The sequence below is a fragment of the Paenibacillus sp. FSL W7-1332 genome (assembly GCF_037969785.1).
Classification (GTDB): domain Bacteria; phylum Bacillota; class Bacilli; order Paenibacillales; family Paenibacillaceae; genus Paenibacillus_AQ.
This window is the reverse complement of record NZ_CP150209.1, coordinates 6,303,952-6,320,665: the sequence shown is the minus strand read 5'-3', so window position 1 is coordinate 6,320,665 and position 16,714 is coordinate 6,303,952. Positions and strand designations below refer to the sequence as shown.

15 protein-coding genes and 1 riboswitch are annotated in these 16,714 nt (G+C 50.6%); of the genes, 11 read left to right on the top strand and 4 right to left on the bottom strand.

The window, feature by feature from the left end; genetic code table 11:
* Nucleotides 1-82 precede the first annotated feature (82 nt).
* Complete coding sequence (gene hemQ, locus MKX98_RS28675) at nucleotides 83-832, bottom strand: hydrogen peroxide-dependent heme synthase (protein WP_071222406.1); 750 nt, start codon at nucleotides 830-832, stop codon at nucleotides 83-85.
* A gap of 250 nt (nucleotides 833-1,082) precedes the next feature.
* Here hemQ and MKX98_RS28670 point away from each other — a divergent pair, with 250 nt between their 5' ends.
* The 3 genes from MKX98_RS28670 to dnaI all read left to right on the top strand — a co-directional run bounded on the left by MKX98_RS28670 (nucleotide 1,083) and on the right by dnaI (nucleotide 4,073).
* On the top strand, nucleotides 1,083-1,382 hold the full coding sequence (locus MKX98_RS28670; protein ID WP_015737411.1) for a YuiB family protein: 300 nt from the start codon (nucleotides 1,083-1,085) through the stop codon (nucleotides 1,380-1,382).
* Between the two features lie 199 nt (nucleotides 1,383-1,581).
* Nucleotides 1,582-3,087 (top strand): helicase DnaB, encoded by a 1,506-nt coding sequence (locus MKX98_RS28665; RefSeq protein ID WP_339219821.1) that lies wholly within the window; start codon nucleotides 1,582-1,584, stop codon nucleotides 3,085-3,087.
* Nucleotides 3,088-3,119: 32 nt separating this feature from the next.
* Entirely contained in the window at nucleotides 3,120-4,073 is a 954-nt protein-coding gene (gene dnaI, locus MKX98_RS28660; protein WP_194544535.1) for a primosomal protein DnaI, read from the top strand.
* Nucleotides 4,074-4,193: 120 nt separating this feature from the next.
* On the opposite strand, the gene MKX98_RS28655 is transcribed toward dnaI, so the two are convergent.
* Nucleotides 4,194-4,349 carry a hypothetical protein gene (locus tag MKX98_RS28655; RefSeq protein WP_006212594.1) on the bottom strand — a complete coding sequence of 52 codons (156 nt, stop codon included), beginning with the start codon at nucleotides 4,347-4,349 and terminating at the stop codon, nucleotides 4,194-4,196.
* A 253-nt stretch (nucleotides 4,350-4,602) separates the two neighbouring features.
* Here MKX98_RS28655 and trxA point away from each other — a divergent pair, with 253 nt between their 5' ends.
* Together trxA and uvrC are read left to right on the top strand one after the other, a co-directional pair.
* On the top strand, nucleotides 4,603-4,920 hold the full coding sequence (trxA, locus tag MKX98_RS28650; protein ID WP_009592891.1) for a thioredoxin: 318 nt from the start codon (nucleotides 4,603-4,605) through the stop codon (nucleotides 4,918-4,920).
* 135 nt (nucleotides 4,921-5,055) lie between these two features.
* Nucleotides 5,056-7,059, top strand: coding sequence for an excinuclease ABC subunit UvrC (gene uvrC, locus MKX98_RS28645; RefSeq protein WP_339219819.1), 2,004 nt, complete (start codon nucleotides 5,056-5,058; stop codon nucleotides 7,057-7,059).
* On the opposite strand, the gene MKX98_RS28640 is transcribed toward uvrC, so the two are convergent.
* The gene (locus MKX98_RS28640; protein WP_220683915.1) at nucleotides 7,031-8,722 is read right to left on the bottom strand and encodes a type II CAAX endopeptidase family protein; all 1,692 of its coding nucleotides are present in this window, start codon (nucleotides 8,720-8,722) and stop codon (nucleotides 7,031-7,033) included. The genes uvrC and MKX98_RS28640 overlap by 29 nt on opposite strands.
* 291 nt (nucleotides 8,723-9,013) lie before the next feature.
* A riboswitch (cyclic di-AMP (ydaO/yuaA leader) is annotated at nucleotides 9,014-9,158 on the top strand.
* A 64-nt stretch (nucleotides 9,159-9,222) separates the two neighbouring features.
* On the opposite strand from MKX98_RS28640, the gene MKX98_RS28635 reads away from it, so the two are divergent.
* On the top strand, nucleotides 9,223-10,563 hold the full coding sequence (locus tag MKX98_RS28635; RefSeq protein WP_194544532.1) for a TrkH family potassium uptake protein: 1,341 nt from the start codon (nucleotides 9,223-9,225) through the stop codon (nucleotides 10,561-10,563).
* A 16-nt stretch (nucleotides 10,564-10,579) separates the two neighbouring features.
* Nucleotides 10,580-11,254 (top strand): TrkA family potassium uptake protein, encoded by a 675-nt coding sequence (locus tag MKX98_RS28630; protein ID WP_009592874.1) that lies wholly within the window; start codon nucleotides 10,580-10,582, stop codon nucleotides 11,252-11,254.
* Between the two features lie 36 nt (nucleotides 11,255-11,290).
* On the opposite strand, the gene MKX98_RS28625 is transcribed toward MKX98_RS28630, so the two are convergent.
* Nucleotides 11,291-12,208, bottom strand: coding sequence for a LysR family transcriptional regulator (locus MKX98_RS28625; RefSeq protein WP_339219816.1), 918 nt, complete (start codon nucleotides 12,206-12,208; stop codon nucleotides 11,291-11,293).
* Nucleotides 12,209-12,561: 353 nt separating this feature from the next.
* Here MKX98_RS28625 and MKX98_RS28620 point away from each other — a divergent pair, with 353 nt between their 5' ends.
* The 4 genes from MKX98_RS28620 (at nucleotide 12,562) to MKX98_RS28605 (ending at nucleotide 16,689) form a co-directional block, all read left to right on the top strand.
* Nucleotides 12,562-13,230, top strand: a complete 669-nt coding sequence (locus MKX98_RS28620) for a succinate dehydrogenase cytochrome b558 subunit (protein WP_071222413.1) — start codon at nucleotides 12,562-12,564, stop codon at nucleotides 13,228-13,230.
* Between the two features lie 16 nt (nucleotides 13,231-13,246).
* Nucleotides 13,247-14,989 carry a succinate dehydrogenase flavoprotein subunit gene (sdhA, locus tag MKX98_RS28615; protein ID WP_071222414.1) on the top strand — a complete coding sequence of 581 codons (1,743 nt, stop codon included), beginning with the start codon at nucleotides 13,247-13,249 and terminating at the stop codon, nucleotides 14,987-14,989.
* A 19-nt stretch (nucleotides 14,990-15,008) separates the two neighbouring features.
* Nucleotides 15,009-15,773, top strand: coding sequence for a succinate dehydrogenase iron-sulfur subunit (gene sdhB / locus MKX98_RS28610; protein WP_194544530.1), 765 nt, complete (start codon nucleotides 15,009-15,011; stop codon nucleotides 15,771-15,773).
* Nucleotides 15,774-15,888: 115 nt separating this feature from the next.
* Complete coding sequence (locus MKX98_RS28605) at nucleotides 15,889-16,689, top strand: AAC(3) family N-acetyltransferase (protein WP_339219814.1); 801 nt, start codon at nucleotides 15,889-15,891, stop codon at nucleotides 16,687-16,689.
* The last annotated feature ends 25 nt before the right edge of the window (nucleotides 16,690-16,714 follow it).

The window sequence follows — 16,714 nt, the reverse complement described above, 5'->3', positions numbered from 1 at the left end:
CAAAGTATTTGGAATAAACATCGTAGCATAGGCTCCACTTTGTGGGGATATTTTGTACATGCTGGTTTATGTGCAGAAGGAATTATACCTTCATTAAATCTGTAAATGAAGCCTGATCGAGCAGGTTGCCGACATAGAACGGGCCAAACTCGCCGAAACGCGCACTTACTTCGTCAAATCTCATTTCGTACACGAGTTTCTTGAACTGAAGCGCGTCGTCGCTGAACAGGGTTACGCCCCATTCCCAATCGTCGAATCCAACGGAACCGGTGATGATCTGTTTGACCTTGCCGGCATAACCGCGGCCAATCATCCCGTGGCTCTTCATCATGGATTTGCGCTCGTCCATGCTGAGCATGTACCAGTTGTCCGACAAATCCCGCTTTTTGTTCATCGGATAGAAGCAGATATGCTTCGATTTTGGCAGGGCCGGCTTCAGACGGGCAATGACATGCGGATTCTGCATCGGATCCTCATCGGAGGAGCCGGCCAGGTAGTTGCTCAGCTCGACAATGCTTACATAAGAATAAGCCTTGGTGGTAAACTGGGCGAACGTTGTTTTGTTAAAGGCGTTCTCGATCGCGTTCAGCTCTTCCAGCGTCTCGCGCAAAAGCATGAATACAAAATCGGCTTTCTGACCGACGATGGTATATACAGCGGTACTGCCTTTTTGGGCAGCTTCGACGGCATCCCATTCCTCGCGGAACGCGTTCAGCTCGTCCAGCGCAAAAGCACGTACTTCTTCATCTGCAGCTTTCCAGGCCGGCCAATTGATGGTGCGGAAATCGTGCAGCGCATACCAGCCCTCAAGCGTCATTGCAGCTTCGTTCATGTGATCACTCCTAAACGTTATGTTCGTTATAATTGAAGCGGATGACCGCTTGCATTAACTTCCTATATTGTACTGTAAGCGCAGTCGGAAGGGCAAACGCCGACACAATGTATTCACGATTGTTCGTTGATCTGTGACATTATTTTTAGTAAACTAGCTATTAGCTAAAGCTTGGTGTGCTGTTTCTTGCTGCAATAGAGTAGAATAGCTGCTACGCGTAGGTGATAAAGAAGAGGTGAAAACAGCGATCATGCTTCAATTTATTCCTGTGCTCGTGCTGATGATTTTGTTTTTTGTCATGATGTTCGGTATCGGTTTTATCCTAAATATGTTGATGAAGACGACCTGGTTTCCTTGCTTTCTGTTCGTGATTGTCATTTTGCCGGTCGTTGTATACAGCTTGTGGGATCGGGGCCAAATGTCGTTCTGGACTCACGTGGGATCCTTCCAACTGGTGGATTACTTAACGGGAGTTGCAGGTCTGATTGGTGCCTACATGAGCGGATGGACCATTAAGACATTGCGTATTAAAGGCTTTAGGATGTTTTAACGCGCTTGGCGCAAATTGAATGTAGTGTTGATGGCGGCTCTGCAATACCTGGGGGCCGTCATTTATTATTTTGTGGAAGCATGCAAATGGCGGGTGCAAGAATTCCAGAATTTTTGATGCGAAAGAACCGACTTCGAGACGACGGATTTATGATAGAATAGAGGAAGTCTATTTTTGGGCGACAGGGGGAGCATAAACGATGCGCATGACTAATTTTTTACATTTTACCGAGAACCACCGTTACTGCGTATACCGTGACTTCTGCTTAAGCGGCCTGGATGACAAAATGCTTGGTTCGATTTATCAACCGATGGTTGGCGCGTTTGCTGTCAGTCTGTACCGTCTTCTCGTATCGCATGTGCCGGTGGAGAAGGTGGGTTACTCGGCTATTGAACAGCAGCGAAGATTATTCTTGACATTAGGGCTTGAGCCTAGTGAAAAAGGACGCCGATTTCTCATTGAGCAAACCTCGAAGCTGGAAGCGGTAGGTTTACTGCAGACAAGCCGGATGTTTGTCCCGGAAACGGATGACCATATCTATGAATATGAGCTGCAAGCACCGCTCAGTCCAGCGGAGTTCTTTAACACTCAGCATCTGACACTGCTGCTTCGCGACAAGGTGGGGAAATTCGCCGTGCTGTCGTTAAGAGAAGAGCTTTGGAGCAAGGAACCCCTTGAATGGTCCGGTATTTCCTTCAACAAGGAGAACATTTCGGTTCCCTTTTATGATATTTTTGAGCTGAACACGCATGTCATTGATTATGAACTGGAGCAAGCGCTGGAAGAGGTCGCGGTGTCACGGAAGTCCACGGCGACGCCAAATCCGCAAGGAGAAGGTCTGAACTATGCGGACATTATTCTCCGTTTCCCGCGTGAGTCCCGTAATCGGGTCTTTGTGGAGCGTCTTCGCTACGACCACGAGCAGATGGGCATCGTGAATTACGTGGTGCGGAAATACGATCTTAGCACGCAGGATTTGTGCCGCCTGTTGGACGAGGACGGCATATTTACCGAGCATGGCGAGGTCGTGCTGGATGATCTTCAGCACAAGGCCAGTCTTCACTTTAGGCAGGGAATGAAGATGCAGGAGAAGCGGCAGATTACGGCAGGCAAGGTCGTCGCCTTGCGGCAGGAGATGACGGCCGATCCGGAAGAGCCGGCACAGGAGCATGCGGTAGAGATGGAATACTATGTAGAGGTTCCCACTCAGTTCCAATCGAAGTGCGATATTCACCAATATAATATGATGCTTCGCAACGAGCCTTATACCCGGCTCCTGCAGACCTTCTTCCCGGGCTCGGTTCCAGCGCAGTTCCTGGACATTTTCGAAAAGATTGATCTGAGTTACAAGCTGCCGGGTGAAGTCATCAACGTACTCATTCATTATTTAATGTCACTCATGGCCGCAGGCGGCGAGCAGCGCATCAACCGCAATTTCGTGGAGGCTATTGCTTCCAATATGCTGCTGAAGCAGGTGAACAGCTATGAGAAAGCTGTTCAGTATATACGCGATCAAGCCAAGATGAAAGGCAAGCAGAAGGCGACCACACAACGTACGCGTACATACGCTAAAGGCGGAAAGGTGAAGCCGGAAATTCCAGTGGCTCTGGAATCCGATCAGGCGGAAGCCGTATCGGATGAGGAATTCGAAGAAATGATGCGATTTGCGGCAGAAATGCAGGCTGGCAGCAAGAAGGGCGGATAAAGAATCCTGCTTAAGAGAGGAGGGAACTAGAGATGGAGTCCCTTGGTGAACTGCTGGAAAGCATGAAAAGTCCTGCGCTCCGGCGCAGAACCGAGCAGATTATGGAAGATTTGCTCAGGAATCCTCTGATTCAAGCATTGCGGAGCGAATACCCGGAGATCGATGACCGGGTCATTCGTTTGAATTTAAGCAAACTGTACCAATATGCGGGAGATCAGGCCCACTGCAAGGCATGTCCGGGTCTCGACCGGTGTCCGAATGATTTCCAGGGACATTTCAGTAAGCTGGATATCCAGCGGATGAACGGAACCGTGGAGATCTATGAGCGGAAGGCGCCGTGTTCCCTGCAGATTGCGAAGACCAATGAGGATCAGATCAAAAAACGGATCCGCAGCTTTTATGTCGATGAACATGCCTTGAACGAAGGTTATGACAATATGGAGATTATGGCGAAGGACCGCCTGCGGGCACCTGCGGTGCACCAGGTGTTTAAGTACATCCGGGATACGAAGGAGAATGGGTTGTCTCCGCGCGGCTTGTATCTCACCGGTTCGTTTGGTACGGGCAAGACCTACCTGATGGGCTACCTAATGCATGAGCTCGCGAAAGCAGGCCATTCGGGCGTTATCGTGTATATGCCTGATTTCGTGGAAGATCTGAAGACCATGATGCAGGACGGACAGAAGCTGAAGGACATGGTGGAGACGATGAAGCATTGCGATCTGCTGATCTTTGACGATATCGGAGCGGAGAATTTGAATCCGTGGGTTCGGGATCATGTCCTCGGCTCCATCCTGAATTTCCGGATGAACCGGCTGCCGACCTTCTATACGTCGAACTATCCGCTCGACGGGCTTGAACAGCATCTGAGCTTCACGAGCAAGGATGGCGAGGAGCTTCACAAAGGTCAGCGCTTGATGAACCGGATTGCGCCTTTTGTGGATGTCGTTCATTTATTCGGGGAGAACCAGAGAGGTAAATTCTAGTATTGCAAGCAAGCTTCCTATGGACAAACCTCCCATGAATTGTAAAAAGTCTGATCCCGTTAGCGTATGGAACGCGGCAGGGATCAGACTTTTTATTTACGCACAAGGAGTCATCAAGTATTAGCCGACCAAGAACTTGATAATGACGAATCCGAAAAAGATGATGGTCATGAAACCAAACATCCCCACGAAGCCCATCATCAAATCGCCAAAGTCATTGCGTGGTTCTTCATTGATGTGCTCCCGTGGATCGTTAACGCGTACGTTTACATCCATGGTGCTTGCCTCCTCAAAAGGTGAACATGCCGTGCCAACTCGAAAAACTTGACAGTCACCCGACTTGTTACTAGTAGTATACCCAATGCGCAAATCATTTGTAAAGATTGCATAAAAAACCCGTGAAATCCTCTTTCTTTAGGTGAGTATATTTCACTTTTTAAGGCCGATTGTGGTATACTAAATTCGTCGACCCATTCGACAATTATGATTCGCACTATACCTGATCTTATCCTGTGAGGAGGAGAATACAATGGCTATCGTCAATGTTACCGACCAAACCTTCGTGAATGAAGTTGAAGGTCAAGGAACGGTTGTAGTTGATTTCTGGGCGCCATGGTGCGGCCCTTGTAAAATGCTTGCTCCGATTCTGGACGAATTGTCTTCAGAACTCGGCGATGATGTAAAAATTGCTAAGGTGAACGTGGATGAGAATCCGGAATCCGCAGCACGTTTCGGCGTGATGAGCATTCCGACCATGATTTTCTTTAAAGACGGCCAACCTGTCGATAAAGTGGTAGGTCTGAACTCCAAAGAAGCCTTGAAAGGCATCATTGCAAAACATCAATAAGCAGGATTGGTCCTAGACCGCCATCTGCTTTCATACAGCGCCTTCGGTGAAACCCGGAGGCGCTTTGTGTGGTTATTCATAGTGTTTTATATTTATGGTTAATACTATATAATCTCCTTGGAGAGGAGGGACAGCATGGACGATTTTTCCAAACAGCTTCAGGAGCAGGAGAAGGCGCTGGAGAATATTCGCCACAAGCTGGCATTGCTGCCGGACCAGCCCGGCTGTTACTTGATGAAGAATCATGAAGGCACGATTATTTATGTGGGCAAGGCCAAAGTGCTGAAGAACCGGGTACGCTCTTATTTTACCGGAAGCCATAACGGGAAGACCCAGATGCTGGTTTCGGAAATCCGCGATTTCGAATACATTGTAACCGGCAGCAACATGGAAGCATTGATTCTGGAGTGCAACCTGATCAAAACCCATCAGCCGAGATTCAACGTGCTGCTGAAGGATGATAAAACCTATCCATATCTTAAAATAACGAATGAAGAGCATCCCCGTCTGGAAGTAACCAGAAGGGTGCTTAAAGATAAAGCCAAATATTTTGGTCCCTACCCGAATGCTTACGCGGCACAGCAGACCAAGAAGCTGCTGGACCGGATGTATCCTTTGCGCAAATGCGGCGTCATGCCGAAAGAAGTGTGCTTGTACTATCATATGGGGCAATGCTTGGCTCCATGTGTGAAGGAGATTCCGAAGTCTGCATATGAACAGATCACCGGGGAGATTACTTCATTTCTGAGCGGTGGGCATGAGGAGATCAAGAAGGAGCTGCAGCGCAAGATGCAGGAGGCCGCGGAGGATTTGTATTTCGAGCGTGCCAAAGAGCTGCGGGATCAGATCATCCATATTGATACGCTGATGGAGAAGCAGAAGATTACGACGACGGATACGCGGGACCGCGACGTATTCGGTTATGCTGTGGATAAAGGCTGGATGTGCGTGCAGATCCTGTACATGCGCCAAGGGAAAATGGTGCAGCGCAACAAGTCCGTTTTTCCGTTCTACGGCGATGCGCACAGCGACTTTATGTCTTTTATTGCCCAGTATTACAGCGATAATCCTGCATTGCCGCAGGAAATTCTGCTGCCTGAGCCTCTGTTGATAGACGAGGCTGGTTCGGAGTCGGTTACGGGAACGGCTGCGGATACAGGTGTGCAAAGCGCAGAGGAAGCCGCGGATTCGGCGAATTCGCTTTCCGCAGGGACATTGGATGCGCAGCAGGCTGCCCTTGCCCAGGCACAGGAGAAGCAGGCGGAAGCTGCGGGCATCGTGGATGCAGCCGGAGGGGCTGCCGCCCTGCAGGAATGGCTCGGCGTGAAGGTGCATGTGCCGCAGCGCGGCTTGAAGAAGCAGATGGTGGGCATGGCATCGGATAATGCGAAGGTGTCCTTGGACGAGAAATTCCGCTTGATTGAACGCGATGAAGAACGCACCTCGGTTGCCGCGGCGAATCTGGGGGAAGTGATCGGCCTCCAGTCGCTGAACCGGATTGAGGCATTTGATAACTCGAACATTCAGGGGACCAATCCGGTATCGGCCATGGTTGTATTCACCAACGGGAAACCGGACAAGAAGGAATACCGGAAGTACAAGATCCGTACCGTGCTGGGACCGGACGATTATGATACGATGCGTGAAGTCATCCGGCGGCGGTACGAGCGCGTCTTGAAGGAGAACTTGCCGCTTCCCGATCTGATTGTGGTGGATGGAGGGAAGGGACAGATTTCCGCCGCCATCGATGTACTTGAGAATGAGCTGGGGCTGTTTATCCCGGTTTGCGGGCTTGTGAAGGATGCCAAGCATAAAACAGCGCAGCTCATGGTCGGAGACCCGCCGGAGCCGGTTACGCTTCCCCGGGACAGCCAGGAGTTCTATTTGCTGCAGCGCATTCAGGATGAGGTTCACCGGTTTGCGATTTCTTTCCACCGCGAACAGCGCGGCAAATCGATGGTATCCTCCAAGCTGGATTCCATCCCGGGCATTGGAGAGAAGCGCCGCAAGCTGCTGTTAAAGCATTTTGGCTCAGTCAAAAAAATAAAAGAGGCTTCAGTCGAAGACTTCAAGCCCCTTTCAATCGGTGAGAAATTAGCAACGGAAATTCTTAAGGCACTTCGTGAGGAGGAGTCGTGACATACGGCTTCTCTTTTTTTGTTGGATTGAAACGGTAAATCGCATAGGCGACCATCGCCGGAAGCACCATGTAGAACGCACCCATCAGCAAGTTGCTGGTATCCTTGAGCAGGATCAGGCTAATGCCCATCAAGATGCTATTAAAGATGACGTGGGAGAACATAGCCGCCAAATACCCGTATTTCAAAAAGATGTAGCTGAACAGCAAGCCGATGATCACCAGTTCAATGGGCCGGGAAATTACAGGGTATATCGGATAGAGTGTATGCCCGAGCGCCCAAATGATCGAAGTGATCAAACTGGCTACGAACGTATTGCGGACGATCTTTTTCAGCATTTTGATCCCGAACAGTCGATAGACGGCCTCCTCGGATATCCCGGCCAGCCATGCCATCAGCGGGAAGAGCCAAGGATAGAGCATGTTGTAAGGCGATTGTGTGGCATCCGTGGTGGACCATGTATTCAAGGTCAGGCCCAGAACGACAAAGATAATGGATTGGACCCCAAGCAGGATGAAAGCCCACATATACCCCAGCTTCATGCTGTCCAGCACATAATGACCGTATCCGGGTTGTTTGGCGCGCGGCCATGGATTAAGCCCGTCTTCTTTGAGCCATAGCCCGCTGCCCCCGACAAGGGAGAAATAGAGCAGTGCGGAGAAGATGAGCGAATAGACCGCATAGAAGATCATCATCCCGAGTATGCCGGTTTGCGACATCCCCTCGGATTTGAAAACGGGAATCAGATTGTACGTATTCAGCATCTGAATGACAAACAGCAGCGCCGATAGGAAGAGGCCGCGCTTAAACGACGTGTAGGCTCTGGTCTTCACGCTGTACACAATCGCAAGAATGCCAAGGATGAGGGTGAACAGGCCATACCCTGCAAGCGTCAGCAGCGTGGCATCTTGGGTCTGCTTGTTGACATAGGCGGAATGGGCGGCCGGAACCGAAAAAGATGGCTCATAGGAGCGTAATTTCCCCTGCTCGAAGGTGAAACGGTGCTCCAATCTGGAGTCGCTGATCTTGGAATCCGGGTCCACATACCGGAGCTGGGGTTCCCCTTCCCGCGTGACCAGCTCCAGGTGCGACAGGTCATAACCCGCTCGCTGGAGCCAAGGCTCCGCAAGAGCTTGCTTCTCGGCTAATGACATGCCGTCCTCGACCACAAGCAGCATCTGTCTTTGTACATCGCCCTTGTTCAGCTCAATCCGGTCATAGCTGGAGCGGGCGTAATCGTACGAGAAGCCGACGATGCCTGAATTTTGCATGTGCACGTCCACATTGAGGGCATCGCCACCACCCGGCTTGCTGAAGCGAACGCGGTATACGTCATAGGGATATTTGGCTTCATAGGTTTTGTTGTATTCCGAAAGTCTCTTTTCCTTCGCCAGATATCCGTAAAGTTCCGATTTGGATTGATATGTAACCAGCGTGTCATCCGTTTTTGCAGCCGTAAACTGCAAAAACTCTTGAGCAAAGCTTGAAGCCGCTTGCCGAGCCTGCTCCTTGGATATGATATTCGGAGATGCCATCTCGGTAGAATCCGAATTCGTCGACGGAAACACCTGAAATAATAGGAACAGAATCAGGCCGACTGCGGCAGGCGCGATGAGCTGTTTCAGATTGGGCTTCAGCTTCAAGGGCTCTCTTGCACGATTCATGAAATTCCTCCTCTAAGAAAGTTGATACTCCCACGGGTATTCGATATGCCTGATTAAGAACGCATAGAGTCAATATAACATAGTTATGAAAGTCATAAGCAGCTTATCCCAATATCCGGAATAATGAAACAAATCGATGAAAATGAATGAAAGGTTTCGAAAACGTTAGAGAACCCCATGCTTGTATTCTTGAATATGCCCAATTCGCGCTCTTTTAAAGATTTTTTGGGTGAAAAACGGCATTGGGTTACGTACCGGATTGCGTTATAATCACATCATGCTTCAAGGAACCGAATATTCCAGCCGAATTTCGTACTGAAAATGGGGGAACCATGTAATTGGGGTGAATTTCATTATTCCTAGAATAATGAATAGGGCGACCTGTGAAAATGCCCGAATCCGTCAGCTAACCTCGTAGGCTGCAGCACAGGAACCAGACCGTAAAGGGCACTGCGTTTTCCAGTGTCTTTTTTTCTTGATTTTTTTAAGAAGGTGACCGATTGAACTCTAAATTGAACTGGCTCAGGTTGTCTCCGCCGCAGATTCTCGTGCTTGGTTTCGCGGCTATTATTTTCATCGGGACGGCGCTGTTAATGCTGCCGATATCCACAAGTACAGGTGAACCGCTGGAATTTATCGATGCCTTGTTCACTTCGACATCGGCAACTTGCGTAACGGGGCTGGTTGTGGTGGATACAGGAACGACATTCAGCTCCTTCGGACAGATCGTGATCATGCTGCTGATTCAGATCGGCGGGCTCGGTTTCATGACGATGGCCACTTTGTTTGCCTTGGCTCTCAAAAGGCGCATATCGCTCAAGGATCGCCTCATTCTGCAGGAAGCGATGAATCAGTCCTCGATGGAAGGAATCGTAAGGCTGATTCGCAGAGTACTCCTGTACTCCCTGATCATCGAGGCCTGCGGTGCCTTGATTCTATCGATCCGCTGGGCGTTTGATATGCCGATCGGCCGAGCGATTTATTATGGCGTTTTTCATGCGGTCACGATGTTTAACAACGCCGGTTTCGATTTGTTTGGCGATTTTCGGAGTTTGACCGGGTATGTCTATGATCCTGTAGTCAACGTTGTCGTGATGTTTTTGATCGTCTCGGGCGGCATCGGTTTTATCGTATTATCCGATCTGATTGATTTCCGGAAACAGCGGAGACTTTCCTTGCACTCCAAAGTAGTGCTCACCATGACGGCTACCTTGCTGCTGGTTGGATTTATCGTCATTCTTATTTTTGAATTCACCAATCCGAGGACGCTCGGCTCCCTGAATTGGGGCGGAAAATTCTTCGGCGCATTATTCCAATCCGTAACGCCGCGTACAGCTGGCGCGAATACTATAGATATTACGGGGCTTAGACAGGCCACGCAATTTTTTATCGTTATTCTGATGTTTATCGGAGCATCCCCAGGGTCAACCGGGGGTGGTATCAAAACAACAACCTTTACCATTATGGTGGGGGCGGTCATCGCCATGATGCGCGGGCGTGAAGACATCGTCATGTTCCGTTATCGCCTGGCCCAGGAGCGGGTGCTGAAGGCACTGACCATTGCATTACTGGCACTGCTGCTCGTTCTAACCGTATCGATGATTCTGTCGACGACAGAGGAAGGGGATTTCCTGGAGATTTTATTCGAAACGACATCCGCCTTCGGTACGGTGGGTCTCTCCATGGGCCTAACGCCCGATCTGACGGTGTTCGGCAAGGTTTTGATCAGCATTACGATGTTTGCAGGACGATTGGGGCCGTTGACGCTTGCTTATGCACTGGGGCCGAAAAAGGGTAAAGAATTATATCGTCATCCGGAAGGCAAAATGATTATTGGATAAGGAGTACTGGAGAGACATGAAACCAAAGCAATTTGCAATCATCGGTTTGGGACGATTTGGCGCCAGCCTGGCGCTTGAACTGATGGAACAAGGATATGAGGTGCTCGGCATCGACCGAAATGAAGAGGTTGTCGAGGATATGAGCGAGCTGCTGACACACACGGTGGTAGCGGATGCTACCGATGAAGAGGTGCTTAAATCGCTCGGTATTCGTAACTTCGACTGCGGCATTGTTGCGATCGGAAACGATATTCAGATGAGCATCTTATCCGCCATCTTGTTGAAAGAGCTTGGTGTCGCCATGGTCGTTGCCAAGGCGATTTCGGTGCTGCACGGCCGGGCGCTGGAGAAGCTGGGCGTCGACCGGGTGATCTTTCCGGAACGGGATATGGGAATCCGGGTAGCTCACCAGCTTGTCACGCCCAATCTGCTTGACTATATCGAATTATCCAAGGACTATCTGATTGTGGAGATGACGGTCACGGACTGCATGGACGGAAAAACGCTTAGCGAGCTCAATACGAGGGTTCGTTACGGTGTCAGCGTGGTGGCCCTGAATAAACAATCCGGCATCATCGTAGCGCCGACAGCCATGGATGTGGTGAACTCCGGCGACATTATGGTCGTTATCGGCTCCAATGATAATGTGGATCGCTTTGAGTCTGAGGTCGTGAATATGCTCGAAAAATAAATACAGAAGAAAAAAACCTGACGGTCATGCATATCGTCAGGTTTTCTTCATTTTGTCCTCCTCCAGCTTACGGAATAGAATTTCCGTTTCGTCAATCCAGCGGCTGGCCGCCTTGCTTAAATCCGAAGCTTGGCCGTAGATCAGCGAAGTCGTCCGCCGGGTTTCAATGAGGGCCGGAATATGAATGTCGACAAGCCCGTTGTCGGATAACAGCTGCGGCCTGAGATAGGATTTGGGCAGAAGTGCGGCCGCCTTGCAGGTCGGGATGAGCCTGACGATCGCTTCGAAGGAGTCGATCTCCATCCGGATATCCGGCATTATGCCCCAGCGGTGGAACAGGTCATCCGTCAGCTTGCGGTACCAGGTTCCAGTCGAGAAAATGATCATCGGCAAGCCTTGAAGCTGCTCGATTCCAACATCCTCGAGCTCCGCCAGCGGATGTGAAGAAGGGATGACAAGCTCCAGATGGTCATCAAACAACGGGATGCAGTTTAATCCGGGCTGGTTGATGGAGGAGGCGACAATGCCGACATCGACGCGTTTATCTCTTACATAAGAAACGATCTCATGGGTCTTGCCGGTAATCAGTTTGATTTCGGCCGCGGGATGACGCTCCATGAATGCGTTAACGAGCGGGGGCAAGGTGGTCTGAAGGGTGGTCAGGCTGGCCCCCAGGTTGATCGAGATCTGATCCCCCTCCCGGTAATGGGCTAACGTCTGCATGAATTTGATCTGCTGCTGCCGCTGCTCCAGGGCAAAGATGTACACAATCTGTCCGATGGAGGTAAGCTCCAGCCGTTTGCCCCGGCGGTTGAACAGCTGCAGCCCAAGCTGGTCCTCCAGCTTGGCTATTTTCCGGGATAGGGCTGGCTGGGACAAGTTAAGCAGCTTGGAGGCCTGGTTTATGCTGGATTGCTCTACAACGACGGCGAACATGTCCAGTTCTTCGAACATGGAATTCCTCCTATATAAAATAGACATGCGTGCAAAACATTGCTTATGCGTATAGATTATAACGATTAATAATTATATTGCAATTCCATTATAAGAAAAAAAGGAGTAACATGAAACATGACACAAGTTGTTCACACGATTGCCGAAATCGGCAGCTTTTTGTCGTTGCAACGGTTTAATGCTAGTTCATAAAGGTCGGTTTAGATGCCGAGTGGCTTCCTGATTCACTTCGTGATCAAAAGCGGGCTTTTTGAACAACCTCCTTTAGGACGGACAGGGTAAGTGTAATTGTTCTGAAAATAGGAAAGATTGAAAATGAAAACGCTGCACATTGGAAAGGGGAACGTCAACTGATGAAAGGGTATTATTCCAGAAAGCTGCATTCTTTACTCGGTGTCATACCGCTTGGAGCATTTTTGCTCAGCCATATGATTTCCAACTTTAAGGCTTTCGAGGGTGGAAAGGAAGGCTTCGCAAGCGCGGTCCATTTTTTGAACAGCATGCCGCTGGTATTTTTCCTCGAGCTGTTCCTGATCTGGCTGCCACTGCTATATCATGGCGTCTACGGGTTATACATTGCTTACCAGGCGAATAACAACGTGGGCAATTACAACTATGAACGGAACATCCGCTTTACCATCCAACGGATCACCGGCGTTATTACGTTCGTTTTTGTTATCTGGCATATGTACGATACGCGTTTCCAAATCATGATCGGCAAAATCACGCATGACGATTTGGGCGCCACGATGCACGGCATCATGAACAATCCGGTTCTGTTTGCTCTGTACGTCATCGGCGTTGTTTCCGCAACCTTCCATTTCGCTAACGGCCTGTGGGCGTTCCTCGTCAGCTGGGGCATTACCGTCGGTCCGCGCGCGCAGAAGGTATCCACTTACATCTGCATGGGCTTGTTCGTATTGATGAGCGTGCTGTTTGTTCTTGCTATGACAGCATTCCGCGGCTCCGAATTCCAGGCGGCGACGGCAGCGATCGATGTAGTTAAGACAGTCTTAAGTTAAGGGGAGTGAACGAAAAATGGCATCTAATATTATTGTAGTGGGCGGCGGCCTCGCTGGGCTGATGGCAACCATCAAAGCGGCAGAAGCAGGAGCTCACGTTCATCTATTCTCACTTGTACCTGTTAAACGCTCTCACTCCGTGTGTGCGCAAGGCGGCATCAATGGAGCCGTGAATACGAAAGGTGAGGGCGACTCTCCTTGGGAGCATTTTGACGATACGGTGTACGGCGGCGACTTCCTTGCGAATCAGCCTCCGGTCAAAGCGATGTGCGAAGCGGCACCGGGCATTATCCACTTGATGGACCGCATGGGCGTTATGTTTAACCGTACGCCGGAAGGACTGCTCGATTTCCGTCGCTTTGGCGGAACGAAGCGTCACCGGACTGCGTTTGCCGGCGCAACGACCGGACAACAGCTGCTCTATGCGCTTGATGAGCAGGTTCGCCGCTGGGAAACCGCGGGTCTTGTGACCAAGTATGAGAACTGGGAGTTCCTGAATGCGATCATCGACGACGAAGGCGTGTGCCGCGGTATCGCTGCTCAGGATCTGCGCTCGATGGAGATCAAGTCGTTCAAAGCTGAAGCTGTCATTCTCGCAAGCGGTGGTCCTGGTATTATTTTCGGAAAAACGACCAACTCGGTGATCAACACGGGAACAGCGGCCAGTGCCGTTTATCAGCAAGGCGTTCATTATGCCAACGGCGAGTTCATCCAGATTCACCCGACAGCCATTCCAGGCGATGACAAGCTCCGCTTGATGTCGGAATCGGCACGCGGTGAAGGCGGACGGATCTGGACCTATAAAGACGGCAAGCCATGGTACTTCCTCGAAGAGAAATACCCAGCTTACGGAAACTTGGTGCCGCGCGACATCGCTACGCGTGAAATCTTCTCCGTCTGCGTCGATATGGGACTTGGCATCAATGGCGAGAACATGGTCTACCTCGACCTCTCCCATAAAGATCCGAAAGAGCTGGACGTTAAGCTTGGCGGCATCATTGAAATCTATGAGAAATTCATGGGCGACGATCCGCGTAAAATCCCGATGAAGATCTTCCCGGCAGTCCATTATTCCATGGGCGGCATGTGGGTCGATTACAACCAAATGACGAACATTCCGGGGCTGTTCGCAGCCGGAGAATGCGAATATCAATACCACGGTGCGAACCGTCTGGGAGCGAACTCCCTGGTTTCCGCCATTTACGGCGGTATGGTGGCCGGACCGAAGGCGATTGAATATGTCAAAGGCCTGAAGAAGTCCGCTGAGGATGTTTCCTCCACAGTATTTGATCGCGCTGCGAAAGAGCAAACGACCAAATACGAAGGCCTGCTCAAGATGGAAGGAACCGAGAATGCTTATGTAATCCATAAAGAGCTCGGCGAATGGATGACCAACAACATGACGGTGGTTCGCTACAATGACAAGCTTGAAGCTACCATCGGCAAAATCAAGGAATTGAAGCAGCGTTACCGCAATATCAATATGACGGATACCTCCCGTTGGAATAACCAGGGCGTGGCGTTCACGCGCCAGCTGTGGAACATGCTGGAGCTGTCCGAAGCCATGACGCTGGGTGCGCTTCTCCGGAACGAAAGCCGTGGGGCTCACTATAAGCCGGAATTCCCTGATCGTAACGATGAAGAATTCCTCAAGACAACCAAAGCGACCTGGACGCCTGATGGACCGCAGATTTCATACGAAGAAGTGGATGTTTCCTTAATCCCGCCGCGTATTCGCGACTATTCGAAAGACAAGTAAGAAGGAAGGGGGATTTACGATGTCTCAAACGACAGCCGCCTCAAAGAGCGTTAAGTTTATCATTACACGTCAGGACAATCCGGAGACGAAATCCTATACTGAGGAATTCGAAATTCCGTACCGTCCCGGCATGAACGTTATAAGTGCGCTGATGGAAATTCAGCGCAATCCCCAAAATGCGCAGGGCCAAACGACCGCACCTGTATGCTGGGACTCCAACTGCCTTGAAGAAGTGTGTGGAGCTTGCTCCATGGTCATTAACGGCAAGCCGCGCCAAGCGTGTGCGGCTCTGATCGATAAGCTGGAACAGCCGATCCGAATTCAGCCGATGAAGACTTTCCCGGTTGTCAGAGACTTGGTAATCGACCGCAGTCGCATGTTCACGGCGCTTAAGCGCGTGAAGGCGTGGATTCCGATCGATGGCACCTACGACCTTGGCCCTGGACCTAAAATGGCGGAGAAGAAGCGCCAGTGGGCTTACGAGCTGTCCAAATGCATGACATGCGGTGTATGTCTTGAGGCTTGCCCGAACGTCAACGAAAAAACGGACTTTATCGGTCCTGCCGCCATTTCCCAAGTTCGCTTGTTCAATGCTCACCCGACAGGCGAGATGAACAAGGAAGAGCGTCTGGAAGCGCTGATGCAGGACGGAGGCATCGAGGGCTGCGGTAACTCGCAAAACTGCGTGCGTTCTTGTCCGAAGGGCATTCCGTTGACCACGTCGATTGCGGAAATGAACAAGGATACCACCAAACACCTGTTTAAGCGCTGGCTTAGCGTTTAATCGGTTAAGTTCAACACCAGGGCGTCTGACCGGGGCATCACTTCGGTACAGGCGCTTTTTTGTTGTGTGCTATCATTTATGTGTTTTTTAGGATATTGAGATAGAGGTGAGTCACTTGATCATTGAAAGACCGATTACGATAAAGGATATAAGCGATGACCTGATTGCTCTGGGCGTAAGGAAGGGAATGACCCTGCTGGTTCATTCCTCGCTCAAGAGCCTGGGCGGATGGATCGTCGGCGGTCCGGAGGCGGTTATACTGGCCCTGGAGGATATTCTGGGCGATGAAGGGACACTGGTGATGCCGACGCAGTCTGCGAACTTAACCGATCCGAAGACATGGGGGAATCCTCCGGCCGACCCGAAATGGTGGGATCTGATCCGCGAAGGCATGCCTCCCTATGATCCGGCTCTGACCGTCACATCAGGGATGGGGATCATACCGGAAGTGTTCCGCAAGCAAGAAGGGGTCATCCGAAGCTTACACCCGCATGTTTCGTTTGCTGCACGCGGCAGGGAAGCGGAGGCGCTTATGCAACCCCATTCGCTGGATTACGGTTTGGGAGAAGCCTCTCCGCTGGCGCGTTTATATAAAGCTGGGGCCTATGTGCTTATGCTCGGCAGCGGCTATGGCAATAATACTTCCTTCCACTTAAGCGAATATCGTGCGGATTGGGCAGGCAAGAAGGCGGTTACCGCCCACGCGCCAGTACGCAGGGTACAGGGAATAACAGAGTGGGAGGCATTTCAGGATATCAACTATCACTCCGACGATTTTGAAGCGATTGGAGCCTCGTTTGAAGCGGAATGCACCGGTGCATATAAGCACGGCCGTGTAGGAAAGGCAGACTGCGTATTGGCCGAACAACGGGCCATGGTGGATCATGCCGCACAGTGGTTGGTGAAGAACCGTTAGATGCTAAAGACAAGGCAGTTGGACG